Genomic DNA, 19,956 nt, shown 5'->3' with positions numbered 1-19,956 from the left:
GCGTCTTTTGCCTTGGCAAGAATGTTTATGATCCGCCAAGGTCACGAGACGTCGTATGCTAATTGGCAGTTACACCCCTTCACTGGTTCTGATTTCCATTTTCGTCGCGATCCTGGCGTCGTATACCGCCCTTGATTTGACCGGGCGTATAGCGACGGCGGTCGGGCGTGCGGTGTATGTGTGGATCGGCGGCGGGGCGCTGGCGATGGGTGTTGGCATCTGGTCCATGCACTTCATCGGCATGCTGGCGTTCCACCTGCCCATCGAACTGGGCTACGACATACCGATCACCTTGTTGTCGCTGTTGATCGCGATGCTGTCCTCCGGGTTTGCCCTGTGGCTGGTCAGTCAGCCCAAACTTCCCGTCCTGCAATTGGTCTTCGGCGCCTTGATCATGGGTGCCGGCATCAGCGCCATGCATTACTGCGGCATGGCCGCGCTGCGGATGCAACCGGCCATTGAATACGACCCGATCCTGCTCATCTGTTCGCTGGTCATCGCGGTGAGTGCTTCGGCCGCTGCGTTGTTGATCGCGTTTCGTCTGCGTCGACAAACGCCTTATGTGCGGTTGGTCCGGGCCGGGGCGGCGGTGATCATGGGGATGGCGATTGTCGGCATGCACTACACCGGCATGGCGGCGGCCAACTTTGCCGATGGCAGCTTTTGCGGCGCGGCGGGCAACGGTTTGAAGGTCGATGGCCTGGATAAACTGGTACTGGTCACCAGCCTTGCGGTGCTGACCATTGCCTTGTTGACCTCGATTCTCGACGCGCGCCTGGAAGCGCGCACCGCCGAGCTGTCCAACTCCTTGAGCGTGGCCAACCGCGAGCTGACCCAACTGGCCCTGCACGACACCCTGACCAGCTTGCCGAATCGTGTGCTACTGGCTGATCGAATTGAGCAGGCGATGCGCAAGGTCGACCAGCAAGGTGGCTGTTTCGCCCTGTTGTTCATGGACCTCGATGGCTTCAAGCCGGTCAATGACGCCTTTGGCCATCATATGGGCGATCAGTTGCTGCGTCAGGTGGCGGTGCGCCTGCGCGAAGATCTCGACAGTCATAGCACCCTGGCGAGAATCGGCGGCGATGAGTTCGTGTTATTGGTCGAACTCGACAGCCTGGACGATGCCCCCCCGCTGGCGGCACGTCAGGTGGCGTTGGTCGCCCAGCCGTTCACCGTTGCCGACCACGGACTGCAAGTCTCCGCGAGTATCGGCATCGCCTTGTACCCCGGCAACGGTCAGACCCAGCACGAGCTATTGATGAACGCTGACGCGGCGATGTACCACGCCAAGGGTGCGGGCAAGAATGGCTACAGCTTCTTCGATGCGTCGATGAACACCAACGCGCGCAATCAATTGCAACTGCTGCAGGACCTGCGCCTGGCCCTCAAGAACAATCAGTTCTGCCTGTTCTACCAGCCGAAATTCGACGCGGGCACCGGCTTGCCAATCGGCGCCGAAGCCTTGCTGCGCTGGCACCATCCGGAGCAGGGGTTGTTGCTGCCCGACAAGTTCATCGGCCTGGCGGAAAAAACCGGGCTGATCATCGCCATCGGTGACTGGGTGCTCAATGAAGCCTGCCGGCAGATGCACCTCTGGTACGAACAGGGCTACACCCATTGGCGCATTGCGGTGAACCTGTCGGCATTGCAGTTCTGTCATGCCGGACTGGTCAGCAGCGTGGCAGAGGCCCTGGAAACACATAACCTGCCGGCCAATAGCCTGACCCTGGAAATCACCGAAACCACGGCCATGAGCGATGCCGACGCGAGCATGACCGTGCTGCAACAACTCTCGGAAATGGGCGTCGACCTGTCCATCGACGACTTCGGCACCGGCTACTCCAGCCTGATGTATCTCAAGCGCCTGCCCGCTAACGAGCTGAAGATCGACCGCGGCTTCGTCCGCGACCTGGAGCACGACAGCGACGACGCCGCGATCGTCTCCGCCATCGTCGCCCTCGGCCAGGCCTTGGGTCTACGCATCGTTGCCGAAGGCGTCGAAACCAACACCCAGCAGAACTTCCTGACCAAGCTCGGCTGTAACTCGTTGCAGGGCTTCCTGCTGGGGCATCCGTTGCCGGCAGAGCGCTTCATGGCGGATATCACCGCGGCTGAACGGCAGGTTGGCGAAGAGAAAAGTTACAGCTGAATGGGGGGATGGGTTTGTCTTGTGACGTGATGCGCGTTAATATCTCCCAAATTGGGAGATTTAGGTGATCCAGTGAGGATAATAGCAAAAGGGACGTTGCGCGCTTTCTGGGAAAGCAGTCCGGCATACACCGACGCGACTACCCCACTGAGCGAGTGGTTCAGGCATATGGAAAAGTCTGTTTACCGTACTCCTCAAGAAATCAAACATGAACTGAGAACAGCCAGCGTCCTGAAAAGTGGGAGGGTGGTGTTCAATATCGCCGGAAATAAGTAACGGGTGATTCTGGCGATCGACTACGAACGACAATTAGGTTTTGTGCGATTCGTCGGCACGCACAGCCAATACGACCTGATTAACGCGGAGACCATTTAATGGACATTAAACCGATCAGGAATGATGAAGATCTGGCGCAAGCATTGGTGCGGCTGGACGCAATTTGGGGGGCCGAGGTGGGATCTCCTGAAGGTGACGAGCTAGAAATTCTCGCAATGCTGATCGAGAAATACGAAGACGAGCATTACCCCATGCCATTGTCTGATCCCATTGAAGCGATCAAGTTTCGCATGGATCAACAAGGCCTGACGCCTCGGGACCTGGAACCTTTCATCGGCCCCAGTGGACGTGTTTCCGAAGTATTGAATCACAAACGCCCGCTAAGCCTGCGCATGATCAAACGGTTGCACGAGGGCCTGCACATTCCCTACAAAAGTCTATTGGCAGATATCCTGTGATTCCGGGGTTTTCTCCCACCCCGACCCTGCGCTAGGCTAACCTTCTCAGATACGGGTCGGAAGTTTATCCATGGAAAAAGTCCTTCTTATCACTGGCAGTTCTCGGGGCATTGGTGCGGCGACGGCGTTGCTGGCAGCCCGTGAGGGTTATCGGATTTGCATCAACTACCAGTCCGACCATGAAGCGGCGGAGCGGATCTGCGACCAGATTCGCGAACTGGGCGCGCAGGTGATCGCAGTGCAGGCCGATGCCAGCGATGAGGATCAGGTGATTGCGCTGTTTGCCCGGATTGATGCCGAGCTGGGGCCGGTGACGGCGCTGGTCAACAACGCCGGGACCGTCGCGCAGGCATCGCGGCTCGAGGAGATGTCCGAGATTCGTTTGCTGCGGATGATGAAAACCAATGTCGTCGGGCCGATGTTGTGCGCCAAGCACGCGCTGTTGCGCATGTCGCCACGCCACGGTGGCAAGGGTGGCAGCATCGTCAATGTGTCGTCGGTGGCGGCTCGCCTCGGTTCTCCGGGCGAATACGTCGACTACGCGGCGTCCAAGGGCGCCCTGGACACCTTCACCATCGGCCTGGCGCGGGAAGTGGCAGGCGAGGGGATTCGGGTCAATGCGGTTCGCCCGGGTTATATCTTTACCGATTTTCACGTGTTGAGCGGCGATCCGCAGCGGGTCAACAAGCTGGAACCAGGCATTCCCATGGGCCGTGGCGGTGTCGCTGAAGAGGTGGCGGAGGCCATCGTCTGGTTGCTCTCGGACAAAGCCAGCTATGCCACCGGGACTTTCATCGATCTCGGCGGCGGCCGTTGATTCAGAACGAGCGAATAATCTTGCCCAAGGTCTCCATGGCCTTTTCTGAAGCCTCGCTCCACGGGCTGCCGTAGTTGAGGCGGATGCAGTTGCGAAAGCGCTGAGTCGGGGAAAAGATCGGTCCGGGGGCGATGCTGATGCCTTGAGCCAGGGCCATCTGGAACAGCTTCAACGAGTCCATCTGCTCGGGCAATTCCAGCCACAGGAAATAACCGCCGGCCGGCTGGCTGACCCGGGTCTGCGCCGGGAAGTAGCGGGCGATGGCGCTGAGCATGGCGCTTTGCTGTTCTTCCAGCGCATAGCGCAAGCGGCGCAGGTGGCGATCGTAGCCGCCGTGTTGCAGGTAATCGGCAATCGCCGCCTGCGCGGGCATCGAGGCACAGAGCGATGTCATCAGCTTCAGTCGCTCTACCTTCTGCGCAAAGCGGCCGGCCGCGACCCAGCCGATGCGATAACCCGGCGCCAGGCTCTTGGCAAACGAACCGCAGTGCATCACCAGCCCTTCGCTGTCGAACGCCTTGGCCGGTTTCGGCGCTTGCGGGCTGTAGTACAACTCGGCGTAGACGTCGTCCTCGATCAGCGGCACCTGGTGCTCGCGCAACAGCTCCACCAACTGACGTTTTCTCGCCTCGGGCATGGTTGCGCCCATCGGGTTCTGAAAGTTGGTCATGCACCAGACGGCCTTGATCGGATGCTTTTCCAGGGTCTGCGCCAGTACCTCGAGATCGATGCCGTCACGCGGGTGCACGGGTATTTCGATAGCCTTGAGCTTGAGCCGCTCCAGGACTTGCAAGCTGGCGTAGAACGCCGGTGCCTCGATCGCCACGAGGTCACCGGGCTCGGTCACGGCTTGCAGGCACAGGTTCAGTGCTTCCAGAGCGCCGTTGGTGATGAGTAACTCTTCCATGGGCAACATCAAGCCGCCGACCATATAGCGCAGGGCGATCTGCCGCCGCAATTGCGGGTTACCCGGCGACAAATCGGTGACTACCATTCGCGGGTCCATGTCCCGGGTGGCGCTGGCCAGCGAGCGCGCGAGGCGTTGCAGCGGGAACAATTCCGGGCTGGGGAACGCCGAACCAAACGGCACGGTGTTGGGGTCTTTGATCGAGTCGAGGACCGAGAACACCAGGGCGCTGACATCGACTTCGGTCGACTCGTTGACCTGACGGCTGATCTCCGGTTCGGAAAACTGCCGTTGCGCATTGTTGTTGACGAAGTAGCCCGAGCGCGGCCGGGCGCGAATCAGCCCTCGGCGCTCCAACAGGTAATAGGCCTGAAACACCGTGGACGGGCTGACGCCGTAGGTCTGGCTGGCATAACGCACCGACGGCACGCGCTGGCCGGGGCCGAGCACCCCGGAGCGGATCAGTTCAGCGATATCGTCGGCAAACTTCTCGTAACGTTTCATCGGTTTTCGCTGACTCTCTCGGCTGCAGGCAAGGTGTAGGGCAGGGTAAACGGTTCAGCGATTGAGTGGGGCGACGAAACGACTTTTCGCCACACTGCGTACCTCGGGATGAGCAATGTCCAGCACTTCGAACGCGATACTTTGCGAACTGCTGTCCGGGTGTTCGGCGAGCATGGCCACGGAAACTGGCAGGTCGATGATTTCCCCGGCGGCGAGGCTGACCTCGGTTTTACCCTGCAACTGGAAGCTGGCACCGTCCACCAGCGCCAGGTGATACCGCTGGCGCTGCTGGGTTTTGTTGATGATTTTCAGACTGTAGATGTTCTCGATCTGGCCCACGCTGTTTTCCCGAAACAGGCCGCGATCTTTGCTCACGTCCAGCGACACCATCGGACGTTCTACCAACGCCAGCACCAGTGCGCCGATCATCACCGCCAAGACGGCGGTGTAGCCGATCAGACGCGGGCGCAGCAGATGGGTCTTGCCCCCTTGTAGCTGGCGTTCCGAGGTATAGCCGACCAGGCCGCGCTCGTAGCCCATTTTGTCCATGATCGAGTCGCAGGCGTCGATGCAGGCCGCGCAACCGATGCACTCCATCTGCAGGCCATCACGAATGTCGATCCCGGTCGGGCAGACCTGCACGCACATCTGGCAATCGATGCAGTCGCCCAGGCCCACGGCAGCCGGTGCCACATCGCGTTTGCGCGGGCCACGGTTTTCGCCACGGGCGGCGTCGTAGGAGACGGTGAGGGTGTCCTTGTCGAACATCACGCTCTGAAACCGTGCATACGGACACATGTGCATGCACACGGCTTCGCGCAGCCAGCCGGCGTTGATGTAGGTCGCGCCAGCAAAAAACAGCACCCAAAACAGACTGACGCCGCCCATTTGCAAGGTCAGCAATTCGACCGCCAGCGGACGGATCGGCGTGAAGTAGCCGACAAACGTCAGGCTGGTGATCAGGCTGATGGCCAGCCACAAGGTGTGCTTGGCCGAACGCCGCGCCAGCTTGTTCAGGCCCCAGGGCGCGGCGTCCAGTTTGATCCGCTGATTGCGCTCGCCCTCGGTGATTTTCTCGACCCACATGAAGATCCAGGTCCATGAGCTTTGCGGGCAGGTGTAACCGCACCACACGCGACCGGCAAACACGGTGATCGCAAACAGGCCGAAGGCGCAGATGATCAGGATCGCAGACAGCAGAATGAAATCCTGCGGCCAGAACGTCGCGCCAAAAACATGGAATTTACTGTCGGCCAAATCCCATAACACCGCCTGACGGTCGCCCCAGTCCAGCCACACCGTGCCGAAGAACAACAAAAACAATACGCCCGCGCCACTGATCCTCAGGTTACGGAACAGCCCGGTGAAACTGCGGGTAAACACCATGTTGTCGCTGGACTTGACCTTCACCTTGGCTGTGAAAGGCGCGACGGGTTCAATGATCTGGACAGGGATACGTTCGCTCATGGTCGGATCTCATCAGCCTCTATCAGGCCAATGCACTATGGGCGCGCAACTGTTTGCATAACAGGCTCAGGTCTTTCAATAAAAAGCGGATCAGATGCGCTTTTGTCCCAGTGAAGTGCTGGGTTTTCGCGGGCTATCCGAACGAGAGGATTCGAATAGGTAGGGCTGGTACACGCGGTGTGTTGGCCGTTAAAAAGGGATTGGCCGACAGGAGTGCCCGATGAAAAACTTGATTGAAGTGACGCTGTTTCTGACGTCGATGCTGGCCCAGGCCGAGACGGGTGTGGCGGATCGGTATGTCAGGGCGGTGATCGAGCGCGATGGCGCGGTGGTGGAAGAACAGGGGGATTGGCTGTTGGACCTGGAGGTCGAAGCCAAGGCGCTGACGTTGGTGATCAAACCCGATGTATTCCAGGCGCAGCCTCGTTGCGTGCTGGGTCGGCAGCGACCGGAAGCGTTAATCGTCGACTATTTTCTGCGCACGACTGCAGCAATGGATGGCATCAGCACACCGGGGAAAATCGTGATCAGAAGGCGTGCGCTAGATGACCTGCTGTGGTTTCCGATCACGGTGACGTGTTATTAGGCCAGTTCCCATTGGTCCCTGTAGGAGCTGCCGAAGGCTGCGATGGGTTCTAAGTCGTGGCAACTGCTTCGCAGTCGATCGCAGCCTTCGGCAGCTCCTACAGGTGATGTGGTCATCAATCCATCTATTCAGACAAATCCTCACACAGCACCGCGGGCGGCTCCTGGCTGGGTGGATCGCCCTTGGGTGGCTCGATCACTGGCGGCATGGTGTCCGGTGGTTCTTTCTCCGGCTTTGGCACGGGCAGTGCAGGATCGTCGATCATTGGGTCAGGCGTTTCAGCGGGGATAGGGATGTTCATCACGTCACCTCCAGGTCCATCGGCTTCGGGTTACTTTCTTACGATGTCTGCCACGTTGGACAGTGGTACTCGGCAAATGACTCCGGCGTTTGACCGACCCCGGTCTAAGCTGATTCACGCAACCAAATCCTTTTGAACTTTCCCCACCGGCCCGTGCTCGGAAACTCTAGGCACCTGAGGGGGAGGGACGGTGCAGGACCGGGTTCGCCCGTTTTCAAATTGAATCGTCCCACCACGGAATTTTTGCTGACGTGCGTCTTTTATAGGGGCGTGAGGAGTAAAGCTCGATGAATGTGACCGCTGATCAGCCATACGGCCCGGATTCCCTGGCCAGTGATGTCCCGCACCAGACGCAGCCTTTAACCCTGACCCACGCCCTGCAATTGCCGCGCATCGTGATTGAAAACACCATGCCGGTGATCGAGGGTGGCTTGTTCGCGGCCAAGGCCATCGTTGGCCAGCCGGTCGAAGTCACCAGCAAGGTGTTCGCCGATGGCCATGACCAGCTCGCGGTGGTGATTAGCTGGCGTGCGGTGGATGAAGAGGATTGGCACAGCGTGCCGATGCAGGCGTTGGTAAACGACAGTTGGCGCGGCGAGTTCACTCCGGCGTCGGTCAGTCGTTATCTGTTCCGGCTGGAAGCCTGGATCGATCAGTTCGCCAGTTATGGTTACGAACTGCGCAAAAAGTATGAAGCGGGTGTGCCCATCGGCCTGGAGTTGGAGGAGGGTCGCATTCACCTGGCGCAGGCGGCGGAGCGTCATCAGGGCGCCATCAAAGATCAGCTCAACAGTGTGCTGGCGCAATTCGGCCAGCGTGATACCGAAGGTCAGGTGGCGCTGTTGCTCAGCGCTGAAACCGTGGCGCTGATGGCCAGGGCGGAGAATCGCGCCTACCTGAGTCGCAGTATCGATTTCCCCTTGGACGTCGAGCGCCAACGCGCGCAGTTCGCCAGTTGGTATGAGTTGTTCCCGCGCTCGGTCACTAACGACCCTGCCCGCCACGGCACCTTCAATGATGTGTTGGGCCGGTTGCCGATGATCCATGACATGGGCTTCGACGTGCTGTACTTCCCGCCGATTCACCCCATCGGTCGTGCCTTCCGCAAAGGGCCTAACAACTCGCTGGAAGCCGGCCCCGATGATCCGGGCAGCCCGTATGCCATCGGCAGCGCTGAAGGCGGCCATGACGCGATTCACCCGCAGTTGGGCTCGCGTGAGGAGTTCCGCAATCTGGTGAAAGCGGCGGCGATTCACGGGCTGGAAATCGCCCTGGACTTTGCCATCCAGTGCTCGCAAGACCACCCATGGCTCAAGGAACATCCGGGCTGGTTCTCCTGGCGCCCGGACGGCACGATCCGTTATGCGGAAAACCCGCCGAAGAAGTATCAGGACATCGTCAACGTCGACTTCTACGCCGGCGATGCGATTCCCAGCTTGTGGCTGGAGTTGCGCGACGTGGTGCTGGGCTGGGTGCACGAGGGGGTGAAAATCTTCCGCGTCGACAACCCACACACCAAGCCGCTGCCGTTCTGGCAATGGATGATTGCCGATATCCGCAGTCAGCACCCCGATGTGATGTTCCTCGCCGAGGCCTTTACCAAACCGGCGATGATGGCGCGTTTGGGCAAGGTCGGTTATTCGCAGAGCTACACCTACTTCACCTGGCGCAACACCAAGGCCGAGCTGGCGGAATACTTTTCACAGCTGAATCAGCCACCGTGGCGCGATTGCTACCGGCCGAATTTTTTCGTCAATACGCCGGACATCAACCCGTTCTTTCTGCACGAATCGGGACGCGCCGGGTTTCTGATCCGCGCAGTGCTGGCGACCATGGGCTCGGGCTTGTGGGGCATGTATTCCGGTTTCGAGTTATGCGAAGCGGCACCGATTCCGGGCAAGGAAGAGTACCTGGATTCAGAGAAGTACGAGATTCGTCCGCGAGACTACAGCGCGCCGGGCAATATCATCGCCGAGATCGCTCAACTGAACCGCATTCGTCGGCAGAACCCGGCGTTGCAGACTCACCTTGGCCTGAGCATTTACACGGCGTGGAACGACAACATCCTGTACTTCGGCAAACGCAGTGCCGATGGCAGCAACTTTATTTTGGTCGCGGTCAGCCTCGACCCGTTTAACGCTCAGGAAGCGCATTTCGAACTGCCGCTGTGGGAAATGGGCCTGCCGGACGACGCCGCGACGTCGGGTGAAGACCTGATGACCGGCCATCGTTGGACCTGGTATGGCAAGCAGCAGTGGATGCGCATCGAACCTTGGCATCAACCCTTTGGCATTTGGCGTATCCAGGCCTCGAATTAAAAGGATTGTATGACGATGGCGAAGAAACCCAAGCAAGCAGCCTTTATTGAAGACCCGCTCTGGTACAAGGACGCGGTCATCTATCAGGTTCACGTTAAGTCTTTTTTTGATTCAAATAACGATGGGATCGGTGATTTTACCGGCTTGATCACCAAGCTGGATTACATTGCCGAGCTGGGCGTCAACACCATCTGGCTGCTGCCGTTCTACCCCTCGCCGCGTCGTGATGATGGCTATGACATCGCCGATTATCGTGGCGTGCACAGCGACTACGGGACGATGGCCGACGCGAAAAAATTCATCGCCGAAGCGCATGCTCGTGGCCTGCGGGTGATCACTGAGTTGGTCATCAACCACACCTCCGACCAGCACCCCTGGTTCCAGAAAGCCCGCACCTCCAAGCGCGGTTCCAAGGCGCGGGACTTCTATGTGTGGTCCGACAGTGACCAAAAATACGACGGCACCCGGATCATTTTTCTCGACACCGAGAAGTCCAACTGGACCTGGGACCCGGTGGCCGGTCAGTACTTCTGGCACCGTTTTTACTCGCACCAGCCAGACCTGAATTTCGATAACCCGGCCGTGCTGGAGGCGGTGCTTGAAGTCATGCGTTATTGGCTGGACATGGGTATCGACGGCCTGCGGCTGGATGCTATTCCCTACCTGATCGAGCGCGACGGCACCAATAACGAAAACCTCGCCGAGACTCACCAGGTCTTGAAGAAGATTCGCGCCGAGATCGATGCTCATTACCCGGATCGCATGTTGCTGGCCGAGGCCAATCAGTGGCCGGAAGACACGCAGCTGTATTTCGGCGACACCAAGGGCCAGGACGGCGATGAATGCCATATGGCGTTCCACTTCCCGCTGATGCCGCGGATGTACATGGCCGTGGCGCAGGAAGACCGTTTCCCGATTACCGATATCCTGCGCCAGACCCCGGAAATTCCGGCGAATTGCCAGTGGGCGATTTTCCTGCGCAACCACGATGAACTGACCCTGGAAATGGTCACCGACCGTGAGCGCGATTACCTGTGGAATTATTACGCCGCCGATCGCCGCGCCAGAATCAATCTGGGCATCCGTCGCCGCCTGGCGCCGTTGCTGCAGCGGGATCGGCGCCGCGTCGAATTATTGAACAGCATGCTGCTGTCGATGCCGGGCACGCCGACCCTGTATTACGGCGATGAAATCGGCATGGGCGACAACATTTATCTCGGTGATCGCGATGGCGTGCGCACGCCAATGCAGTGGTCCATCGACCGCAACGGTGGTTTCTCGCGGGCAGATCCGGCGAGCCTGGTGCTGCCGCCGATCATGGACCCGTTGTACGGCTACCTGTCGGTCAACGTCGAAACCCAACACAACGACCCGCATTCATTGCTGAACTGGACGCGGCGAATGTTGGGCGTGCGCAGGCAGCAAAAAGCCTTCGGGCGCGGCACCTTGAAAATGCTTTCGCCGAGCAATCGGCGGATCCTGGCCTACACCCGTGAATACAGCGGCGCAGACGGCAAGACAGAGATCATCTTGTGCGTGGCCAACGTCTCCAGCGCGGCACAAGCGGCGGAGCTGGAGCTGTCGGCGTATGTCGGCATGGTGCCGGTGGAAATGCTCGGCGGCAGCGCGTTTCCGCCCATCGGTCAGTTGACGTATTTGCTAACGTTGCCGCCTTATGGCTTTTATTGGTTCCTGCTGGCGGCGGAAAACCAGATGCCGAGCTGGCACGTCGAGCCGGCGCAAAGCATGCCGGACTTTCCGACAATGGTCCTGAAAAAACGTCTCGAGGAGCTGCTGGACGAGCCGCTGCGCAGCACCATGGAAGACACCTCGTTGGCGGTGTACCTGCCGAAGCGGCGTTGGTTCGCCGGTAAGGACCAGGCCATCGATGAGGTCAAAATCGCCTACGCTGTTCGCTTCGGTGATGCACAACATCCGGTGCTGCTGACTGAAATCGAGGTCAAGGCCGGTGAGCATCAGGGCCGTTATCAATTGCCGTTCGGCATACTGGCCGAAGGTGACATGAGCAGTGCCTTACCGCAGCAATTGGCCCTGGCTCGGGTGCGCCGCGCGCATCAGGTCGGGCTGATCACGGACGCCTTTACCCTGGAAACCTTTATCCGTGCGGTGGTGCAAGGGATGCTCGCCGACACCCTTTTGCCGTGCAGCGAAGGCGAGGTGCGTTTCGAGCACACGCCGGAGATTCTCCCGCTGGGCCTGAACAACGACTCTAATGTGCGTTACCTGTCAGCCGAGCAATCCAACAGTTCGGTGGTGGTCGGTGGCAGTCTGGTGCTGAAAATGATTCGCCGGGTCAGCGCCGGCATTCACCCGGAACTGGAAATGGGCGCCTACCTGACCGCGGCCGGCTTCAAGTACATCTCGCCCTTGCTCGGCTCGGTGGTACGGGTCGACACCGCCGGCGAACCGAGTCTGTTGATGATCGCCCAAGGCTACCTGAGCAATCAGGGCGACGCCTGGGAGTGGACACAGAACAACCTGGAACGCGCGGTGCGAGACGAACTGTCCCACGGTCGTTCGGACATCGATCAGCACTTCAACGCCTTGCTCGAGCTGTCGGATTTTTCGGCGCTGTTGGGGCAGCGGCTGGGCGAGATGCACCAAATACTGGCAGCGCCGACCGACAACCTGGAGTTCGCTGTGGAGCACACCACGGTCACGGACAGTCAACACTCCGCCAAAAGCGTCGTGGCGCAAATGGAGCAGGCGCTGGAGTTGCTGGAACAGAACAAGGCCAGCCTGGAGCCTGTTGATCAGCAGTTGGTCAGTGAGCTGCTGAAACAGCGTAAGCAGGTGATGGCACACATTCAGGCGCTGGCGAAACGCTCGGTGGGCGGCCTGCGTCTGCGGGTGCATGGCGATCTACACTTGGGTCAGGTGCTGGTGGTCAAGGGCGATGCCTATTTGATCGACTTTGAAGGCGAACCGGCACGGCCATTGATCGAGCGACGGGCCAAGCACAGTCCGTTCAAGGACGTCAGCGGCGTGCTGCGCTCTTTTGACTATGCGGCGGCCATGGCAGTGCGCAATGCCCAGAGCGTGGACGTTTCCGTGGAGGCGGTGAACGCGCGGCATCAGGTGGCAGAGACGTATCTGACTCAGGCCCGCGAGGCCTTTATCAACGGCTATCGCACTGCGGCCAAGGACTTGGCCCATGCCTGGAAAGACGATGCAGGTGAAAGTGCCGCACTCGAATTATTCACCTTGGAAAAAACCGCTTATGAAGTAGTCTACGAAGCAAGGAACCGCCCCAACTGGTTGGCCGTACCTTTGCAAGGCTTGCGTGGACTGCTGACTTTATCTGACGGAGAAACAAAATGAATGCACCCAAGGAATACGGCAGGGGCGACACAGGATTGCTGCCCGGTGCGGCTGATATGGACGCGTTGATCCGCGCAGAACACCACGACCCGTTCTCGATGTTGGGCCCTCACGGCGATGGTGCCGGCGGCCAGATCATTCGCGCTTACCTGCCTGACGCGCTGAGCGTTAAGGTGTTGTCGCGCGAAGACGAACAGGAACTCGGCACGCTGGAGATGAGTGATGTGCCGGGCTTTTTCGCCGGGCATTTTTCCACCGAGCAGCCCTATTTGCTCAAAGTCAGTTGGGCGGGTGGCGAGCAAATCACCGAAGACCCTTACAGTTTTGGCCAGTTGCTGGGCGAGATGGATTTATACCTGTTTGCCGAAGGTAACCATCGAGACCTGAGCAGCGCGTTGGGCGCACAGCTGGTCAACGTCGACGGCATCGACGGCGTGCGTTTTGCGGTGTGGGCACCCAATGCGCGGCGGGTGTCGGTGGTCGGTGGTTTCAACAACTGGGATGGCCGTCGGCACCCGATGCGCGCGCGTTATCCGTCCGGCGTGTGGGAAGTGTTCGTGCCGCGCCTGACGCCCGGCGAAGCCTACAAATATGAAATTCTCGGCAAGGACGGCATCTTGCCGCTCAAGGCCGACCCGGTGGCGCTGGCCACGCAGATGCCGCCGGAAACTGCGTCGGTGGTGGCCAAACCTTTGCAGTTCGACTGGCAGGACGGCGACTGGATGACCCATCGCGGCGGCCGGCATGCGATGACCGCACCGCTGTCGATTTATGAACTGCACGCTGGCTCCTGGCAGTACGTGGTCAGCGACGATCCTGACGTTCCACCTCGCCAGTGCACCTGGCACGAACTGGCGGAACGGCTGATTCCGTATATCAAGGAAACGGGCTTCACCCATATCGAGTTGATGCCGATCATGGAGCACCCGTTCGGTGGTTCGTGGGGCTATCAGCCGTTGTCCCAATTCGCGCCCACCGCGCGCTATGGCTCGCCGGAAGATTTTGCGGCCTTCATCAACGCCTGCCACCAGGCTGAAATTGGCGTGATTCTCGATTGGGTGCCGGCGCATTTCCCGACAGACACCCATGGTCTGGCGCAATTCGACGGCACCGCGCTTTACGAATACGGCAACCCGCAGGAAGGCTTTCACCAGGATTGGGACACCCTGATCTATAACCTCGGCCGAACTGAAGTACACGGCTTCATGCTGGCGTCGGCGCTGCACTGGCTCAAGCATTTCCACGTCGACGGCCTGCGGGTGGATGCGGTGGCCTCGATGTTGTATCGCGATTATTCGCGCAAGGCCGGGGAGTGGGTGCCCAACCGTCACGGTGGACGCGAGAACCTTGAGGCCATCGACTTTTTGCGTCACCTGAGTGACGTGGTCAATCTGGAGTCGCCGGGGGCAATGATCATTGCCGAAGAGTCCACGGCCTGGCCAGGCGTAACCCAAGGCACACAGCAAGGCGGGCTCGGCTTCAACTTCAAGTGGAACATGGGTTGGATGCACGACACCTTGCACTATATCGAGCAAGACCCGATTCATCGTGCCCATCACCACAACGAGCTGAGCTTCGGCCTGGTCTATGCCTGGTCCGAACGCTTCATCTTGCCGATCTCCCACGATGAAGTGGTGCACGGCAAGCATTCGCTGATCGACAAAATGCCCGGCGACCGCTGGCAGAAGTTTGCCAACTTGCGGGCTTACCTGTCGTTCATGTGGACCCATCCTGGCAAGAAGTTGCTGTTCATGGGCTGTGAGTTCGGCCAGTGGCGCGAGTGGAACCACGACGAGCAGCTGGACTGGTACCTGCTGCAATACGCCGAGCACATCGGCGTGAAGAAGCTGGTCAGCGACCTGAACCGGATCTACCGCGAAGAACCGGCGCTGCACGAGCAGGATTGCGTGCCGCAAGGCTTCCAGTGGGTGATTGGCGATGATGCAGCCAACAGCGTGTTTGCCTACCTGCGCTGGAGCAAGGAAGGCGAGCCGTTGCTGATCGTGGCCAACCTGACACCCGTGCCGCGTGAGGCCTACCGCATCGGCGTGCCGTTTCCCGGGCAGTGGACTGAATTGTTGAATAGCGATGCGGCAATGTATGCCGGTTCCAATCTGGGCAACGGCGGGGAAGTCAACGCCGAAGCGATCAAGAGCCACGGCATGCCGGCTTCGGTGTCGCTGGTATTGCCGCCGTTGGCGCTGTTGATTCTCAAGCCTGAGCCGGAGAAGTAATCCCTTCAGCTTTCTTGTTGGCTGACAAAGGACTTCGCCAGCAAGTTGGCTCCCACAGTGATTTGTGGTTGGACAAAAAAATCTACGGTTCGCCCTCAATTTTGTAGGAGCTGCCGCAGGCTGCGATAAGGTCGAAACGACCTTCGCGATGGCGATTGTTCGCAGCCTGCGGCAGCTCCTACAGGGATTGAGTGTTGCCTGACGCGGTCTGGCAGGCCAGCCCGCTTAACCTCACCAACTCAGTCTGATCCCCACATTCCCCGCCACGCCCCGCAGCTGATTGCTGTCCAGGTTACTGCTGTAGTCGGTACTCAGGTAAACACTGACCCCTTTGCTCACCGTGGCCACGACACCGATGCCCAGGTCGGCGCTGGTGGCGCTGTGCTCGGTCTTGATCGAGTCGGCATGGGCAAAAATCACGCTGTCGGAACCGCCGAAGTTGCGCCACAGGTTACTGCGCACATAGGGTTCGATCGGCAGGCCGGCGACGATGTAATGGCCTGCGAGGCGCACCCCGAGGCGTCCGCTGTTGGAAGCCTGCGAATGAAATGACACCTCGGAGATCCCGTCGTTCTGGCTGTCGAGGTGCACCCGTTGATTGATCAGCTGTGCTTGCGGTTCGACCGTCCAGTGGGGCGAAACCGGCAGCGGATAACCCGCTTCCAGGGACAGGCTGACGACATGACCGTTGGTGTCGATCTTGATGCCTCGGTCTGAACGGCTATAGCCATCCAGACGGGTGCCCATCGCCACCGCGTCGAGGTACCAGCCGGTGGGATCGGTCAACGTCCAGTAGGCGCCCAGGCTGTCACCTTCGATGTTCAGCGTGCCGCTGCGGCGATCGTGGAAACCTTCGGCAAAGCCCTGCACATCGCCGCGCAACTGACTGTGACCGATGAACACCCCGACGCGCTGCAGGCGGCCGCCGCGGGTGGGCGAGGCGTACAGATCATTGCCCACCTGAAACCCCTTCAGCGTCGCATCGAGGCTTGGGTCGACCGTGCCGGACCAACTCTGCTTGAAGTCATTGCCATACAGTCGACCCCAGCCCGCAGGCGCCAGACCCGATTCATTGAGCAAGCTTTGCGCGCCCTGACGATCATGGAATGTGCCCAGCGCCGCCAGTGAAAGAACCGCAGCGGAGGGCGCCACCACGGCGTAGTTGGGCACCTCCAGTCGATACAAGGGAATCGGCGCGGTCCCCGGTACGGCGACCGGCAGCGGCGGGGTACCGATGGCTGCAACCGGCGGGGTGGCGGCGGGTTGCACCAGAACCGCCGCTTGGGCATTGGTGGTTGGCGTTTGCGGCGTTACCGCGGGTGTCGCTGGCGGCGTTGCGGGCGGCGGCGTTTGCGCGGGTGTCGCTGGCGGTGTTGCGGGCGGCGGCGTGACCGGGGGTGTCGCTGGTGGCGTCGTGACCGGTGGTGTGGCAGGCGGTGAAGCGGGCGGTTCGGCAGTGACCACCGGCTCCGCCAGGGCTAAGAGTGGCACCGCAGCCACGGGCACCGCGACCACGGCAGAGCGCAGGTACCAACTGTTCTCCGAGCCTGCCGTTACCCCGCCTTTGAACAGGTAGTACTGATAAGCACCGGCGGACACCGAGTGCTTCAACGAGAAGGCTGCATTATCACTGGTCGCACCATTGCTGGCCTGCACCACTTGGATACCGTTCTGTTGCGTCAGACCGCCGGCGCCGCCCAGATTGCTGACGTCGATTTGGGTGGTGCCGCCCAGGGTGCCACGGTCCACCACCAGTCTGTCACTCGGCGCGGTGTCGTTGCCCACCACCGATTGCACCCGCAATTGGCCGTTATTGCCCTGGTAATTACCATGCAGGGTCAGGGTGTCGGTCGCGACCGCACTGGCCGAGGTCAGGTCAATGGTGCCAGCGTTGTTCAGGGTGGCCAGTCGGGTGCTGGTAAACGGGCTGATGCTGCCTTGGGTGGAGGTCAGTGCACTGCTGCCATCGACGTTGAACACCCCGGTAGCGGTTACGCTGTCGCCGAGGACGAAGTTGCCGGCGGCCAGGTCGAAGCGCGAACCGTTGCTCAGGTTGACCGTTTCCCAATTGACGTAGCGCCCCGGCGTGGCTGAACTGGAGGCGTCGAACGTCAGGCTATCAATGCCGGGGCCGCCGTCGAGGCTTGGGGTGGTGCTGATAATGCTTTCGTTGAGATTGCGCAGGATGGCGGTGTCGTTATCGTCGGCCATCAAAATCGCCGATTTGATAATGCCGCCGTTCACCCAGAGAAAGGTGTCATTGCCGGAGCCCATGCGTACTTCCCCGTCCACTTCGCCACCGCTGATCGTGACGCTGTCATCCCCTCCACTGACGCTGATATTGCCGCCGATGATGCCGCCAGAGACGGTGATGGTGTCCTTGGCGAAGCCCGTCACCAGATTGCCGATAATCCGCCCGCCGGACATGTTGAAGATGTTGTTGTCGAGCTTCATGTCCACTCGACCAATGGTGCCGCCGGTCACGGTGGCCACATCGCCATCTTCGAAAGCCCCGATGATGGTGCCGCCGGTCATGAGGAAGTTATCCCGGCCATCGCCTTGGGACAGGGATTGGATCGTTCCGCCGGTCATGATGAAGTTGTCGATGCCGCTACCTTGCAGGACGGCGCCGGTGACCGTGCCCGCATTGATTTCAAAGGTGTTGGCGCCATCGCCCATGTTCACCGCACCAACGAAGCGCCCGGAGTTCATCACTATGTGGTCGGCACCGGGGCCGAAGGTCACCGCGCCGTTTATGGTGCCGGTACCTTGGGCGGGAAAGGTCAGGGTGTTATTGCCCTGCAAGTCGGTGAACGGCCCACTGCTGCCACTGTCGCAGGTCAGTGAGTCGTTTCCGGGCGTGGCAATTAACGAACATGCCGCGTGCACTTGAGGCGTCAACGACATTAACAACAAAGCACAGAGGGCGTAATAACACGCTAGAGGGCAGTTCTTTTTACAAACGTCCGTGCTGGCCCATGACAATGTCATGATCGCTCTCCCTGAGCGTGTGACTCAGGGGGCAGGTTAACGACGAGATATTTGCCAGCGGGCCACGTATGGAGATAGTCAGAGGCCGTTGATTAATACTGAACCTGGCTTCTAACCGCACTGAGATATTGCCTCTCAGTTACTCATTAGCTAAGTCCGGATAGTCTGTACCGTCAAGTAAATGGCCGGTTGGTTGGGTTTTCAGCCTGGACGCATCAACGCCTGGCCCGCCGAGCCAGCCAAAGTGTCAACGACAACCCGGCCAGTGACAGCAGCGCCGCATAGAAGAAAATCCACGCATAGCCCAGCCCCAGTGCGATGCTGCCCATTACCGGTCCGGCAATCGCCAGCGCCAAATCAAAGAACACGGCATAAGCACTCAACCCGGCGCCGCGACTGCTGTTCGGTACCTGTTTGATCGCCTCGACCCCCAGCGCCGGGTACACCAGCGACAGGCCGAAACCGGTCAGGCCCGCGCCGATCAGGGCGATTTCGGTGGTGGGCGAGAGCCACAACAACACCAGCCCCAGGGTTTCAATCGCCATGCAGCTGATGGCCGAGGTAAAGCCGCCAAAACGGCTGATCGCATTGATAAAGATCAACCGCGACAGGATAAAGCAGACGCCGAACACCGTCAGGCAATACGCCGCGCCATGCCAGCCGCGGCTCAGGTAGAACAGGGTGATGAAGGTGGTCAGGGTGCCGTAACCGATGGAGGCCAGGGTCAGGCTCAAACCATAGGGTGCGACTGTGCCGAACACCGACCAGAACGGCAGGCGTTCGCCACGAATCACTGGTACCGAGGGCTTGTTGCGAATCAGCAGCAGCGCCAGCGACGCGGTGATGGCCAGGGTAATCCCCAGGCTGTCGAAGCCCAGCTGATCGATCATCACCACACCGACTGGCGCGCCAATCGCAATCGCGCCGTAGGAGGCAATGCCATTCCAGGAAATCGCCCGCGCCGTATGCTCCGTACCGACCTGGCCGATGCACCAACTGATGGTGCCGACGCCAATCAGTCCTTGGGCCACGCCAAGAAAGATCCGGGCAATGATCAGGATCACCAGGCTCGTCACGGGCAGGCTGACCAGGAGCGTCGCCAGCAACGTCAGCACGCCACTGAGCGCAATGCCGGACAACCCGTAGATGATCGCGCGCTTGGTGCCAATCCCGTCCGCCATGCGCCCGGCCAGTGGGCGACTGAGCAGAGTGGCCAGGTACTGCGAGCCGATGGTCACACCGGCGACCACCGCGCTGAAACCCAACTGATCGTGGACATACCCCGGAATCACCGCAATCGGCAGACCGATGCAGAGAAAGGCGATGAAGGTATAAAACACGATAGAGACGATTTGCAGGGTGACAGCCAGGGAGCTGGCGGGCGGGGCGGGAAGCGGGGGCGTTTGGGCGGCAGACATGGGCTCGTTCGCTGGCGGGCGGTTAGAGTGCGTCATGATGGCCTGAGCAGCGGATAAAAGAAAGCAGGCTAACGATTGCGTTAAGCCAGGCGCCGATAATTTGTGGGAGCGGGCTTGCCCGCGATTGGTCTGTTGCGGTTTGTCTGGTACACCGTCATCGCGGCGATCCGACGAGCCCGCTCTTT

General features: G+C 60.0%; 12 protein-coding genes and 1 pseudogene. 8 read left to right on the top strand and 5 right to left on the bottom strand.

From position 1 onward, the window contains the following. Positions 1-55: 55 nt before the first annotated feature. The 4 genes and pseudogenes from ACF0H7_RS18325 to ACF0H7_RS18310 all read left to right on the top strand — a co-directional run bounded on the left by ACF0H7_RS18325 (position 56) and on the right by ACF0H7_RS18310 (position 3,703). On the top strand, positions 56-2,152 hold the full coding sequence (locus tag ACF0H7_RS18325) for a putative bifunctional diguanylate cyclase/phosphodiesterase (RefSeq protein WP_397448312.1): 2,097 nt from the start codon (positions 56-58) through the stop codon (positions 2,150-2,152). A 72-nt stretch (positions 2,153-2,224) separates the two neighbouring features. Next, positions 2,225-2,527: pseudogene (locus tag ACF0H7_RS18320) on the top strand (type II toxin-antitoxin system HigB family toxin). Beyond that, positions 2,527-2,886, top strand: a complete 360-nt coding sequence (locus ACF0H7_RS18315) for a type II toxin-antitoxin system HigA family antitoxin (RefSeq protein WP_397448311.1) — start codon at positions 2,527-2,529, stop codon at positions 2,884-2,886. The pseudogene ACF0H7_RS18320 and the gene ACF0H7_RS18315 overlap by 1 nt, the downstream one beginning before the upstream one ends. A gap of 70 nt (positions 2,887-2,956) precedes the next feature. Further along, complete coding sequence (locus ACF0H7_RS18310; RefSeq protein ID WP_397448310.1) at positions 2,957-3,703, top strand: SDR family oxidoreductase; 747 nt, start codon at positions 2,957-2,959, stop codon at positions 3,701-3,703. A 1-nt stretch (position 3,704) separates the two neighbouring features. Here the strand turns inward: ACF0H7_RS18310 and mapR are convergent, their stop codons facing one another. Further along, a complete protein-coding gene (gene mapR, locus ACF0H7_RS18305) occupies positions 3,705-5,114 on the bottom strand; it encodes a GntR family transcriptional regulator MpaR (protein WP_397448309.1) in 1,410 nt (469 codons plus the stop codon). Positions 5,115-5,168: 54 nt separating this feature from the next. Then, a complete protein-coding gene (gene ccoG, locus ACF0H7_RS18300; protein ID WP_397448308.1) occupies positions 5,169-6,581 on the bottom strand; it encodes a cytochrome c oxidase accessory protein CcoG in 1,413 nt (470 codons plus the stop codon). 220 nt (positions 6,582-6,801) lie between these two features. Here ccoG and ACF0H7_RS18295 point away from each other — a divergent pair, with 220 nt between their 5' ends. Further along, a complete protein-coding gene (locus ACF0H7_RS18295) occupies positions 6,802-7,167 on the top strand; it encodes a hypothetical protein (protein ID WP_397448307.1) in 366 nt (121 codons plus the stop codon). A 124-nt stretch (positions 7,168-7,291) separates the two neighbouring features. Here the strand turns inward: ACF0H7_RS18295 and ACF0H7_RS18290 are convergent, their stop codons facing one another. Next, complete coding sequence (locus tag ACF0H7_RS18290; protein WP_397448306.1) at positions 7,292-7,468, bottom strand: hypothetical protein; 177 nt, start codon at positions 7,466-7,468, stop codon at positions 7,292-7,294. Between the two features lie 287 nt (positions 7,469-7,755). On the opposite strand from ACF0H7_RS18290, the gene ACF0H7_RS18285 reads away from it, so the two are divergent. Genes ACF0H7_RS18285 through glgB form a run of 3 tightly spaced genes read left to right on the top strand, consistent with a single transcriptional unit; the run spans position 7,756 to position 15,362 of the window. Beyond that, entirely contained in the window at positions 7,756-9,786 is a 2,031-nt protein-coding gene (locus ACF0H7_RS18285) for an alpha-1,4-glucan--maltose-1-phosphate maltosyltransferase (protein WP_397448305.1), read from the top strand. A gap of 15 nt (positions 9,787-9,801) precedes the next feature. Next, positions 9,802-13,128, top strand: a complete 3,327-nt coding sequence (treS, locus tag ACF0H7_RS18280; RefSeq protein ID WP_397448304.1) for a maltose alpha-D-glucosyltransferase — start codon at positions 9,802-9,804, stop codon at positions 13,126-13,128. Continuing rightward, positions 13,125-15,362, top strand: a complete 2,238-nt coding sequence (gene glgB / locus ACF0H7_RS18275) for a 1,4-alpha-glucan branching protein GlgB (protein WP_397448303.1) — start codon at positions 13,125-13,127, stop codon at positions 15,360-15,362. The genes treS and glgB overlap by 4 nt, the downstream gene beginning before the upstream one ends. Before the next feature lie 231 nt (positions 15,363-15,593). Here glgB and ACF0H7_RS18270 read toward each other — a convergent pair whose 3' ends face one another. Together ACF0H7_RS18270 and ACF0H7_RS18265 are read right to left on the bottom strand one after the other, a co-directional pair. Next, positions 15,594-18,353 (bottom strand): autotransporter outer membrane beta-barrel domain-containing protein, encoded by a 2,760-nt coding sequence (locus tag ACF0H7_RS18270; protein ID WP_397448302.1) that lies wholly within the window; start codon positions 18,351-18,353, stop codon positions 15,594-15,596. Between the two features lie 215 nt (positions 18,354-18,568). Next, the gene (locus ACF0H7_RS18265) at positions 18,569-19,771 is read right to left on the bottom strand and encodes an MFS transporter (RefSeq protein ID WP_397448301.1); all 1,203 of its coding nucleotides are present in this window, start codon (positions 19,769-19,771) and stop codon (positions 18,569-18,571) included. Between the last annotated feature and the right edge of the window lie 185 nt (positions 19,772-19,956).

Origin of the sequence: Pseudomonas sp. NA-150, from assembly GCF_044336365.1 — a bacterium.
Lineage (GTDB): Bacteria > Pseudomonadota > Gammaproteobacteria > Pseudomonadales > Pseudomonadaceae > Aquipseudomonas.
Note: the sequence above shows the minus strand (reverse complement) of the source record. Positions and strands in the feature narration are given on the sequence as shown.

Excerpts from the sequence above, each read along its gene's own strand:
- ACF0H7_RS18315 (WP_397448311.1), top strand. The coding sequence starts at position 2,527 with ATGGACATTAAACCGATCAGGAATGATGAAGATCTGGCGCAAGCATTG.
- ACF0H7_RS18265 (WP_397448301.1), bottom strand. The coding sequence starts at position 19,771 with ATGTCTGCCGCCCAAACGCCCCCGCTTCCCGCCCCGCCCGCCAGCTCC.
- ACF0H7_RS18285 (WP_397448305.1), top strand. The coding sequence starts at position 7,756 with ATGAATGTGACCGCTGATCAGCCATACGGCCCGGATTCCCTGGCCAGT.
- ACF0H7_RS18310 (WP_397448310.1), top strand. The coding sequence starts at position 2,957 with ATGGAAAAAGTCCTTCTTATCACTGGCAGTTCTCGGGGCATTGGTGCG.
- ACF0H7_RS18270 (WP_397448302.1), bottom strand. The coding sequence starts at position 18,353 with ATGACATTGTCATGGGCCAGCACGGACGTTTGTAAAAAGAACTGCCCT.
- mapR (WP_397448309.1), bottom strand. The coding sequence starts at position 5,114 with ATGAAACGTTACGAGAAGTTTGCCGACGATATCGCTGAACTGATCCGC.
- ccoG (WP_397448308.1), bottom strand. The coding sequence starts at position 6,581 with ATGAGCGAACGTATCCCTGTCCAGATCATTGAACCCGTCGCGCCTTTC.
- glgB (WP_397448303.1), top strand. The coding sequence starts at position 13,125 with ATGAATGCACCCAAGGAATACGGCAGGGGCGACACAGGATTGCTGCCC.
- ACF0H7_RS18325 (WP_397448312.1), top strand. The coding sequence starts at position 56 with ATGCTAATTGGCAGTTACACCCCTTCACTGGTTCTGATTTCCATTTTC.
- treS (WP_397448304.1), top strand. The coding sequence starts at position 9,802 with ATGGCGAAGAAACCCAAGCAAGCAGCCTTTATTGAAGACCCGCTCTGG.
- ACF0H7_RS18290 (WP_397448306.1), bottom strand. The coding sequence starts at position 7,468 with ATGAACATCCCTATCCCCGCTGAAACGCCTGACCCAATGATCGACGAT.
- ACF0H7_RS18295 (WP_397448307.1), top strand. The coding sequence starts at position 6,802 with ATGAAAAACTTGATTGAAGTGACGCTGTTTCTGACGTCGATGCTGGCC.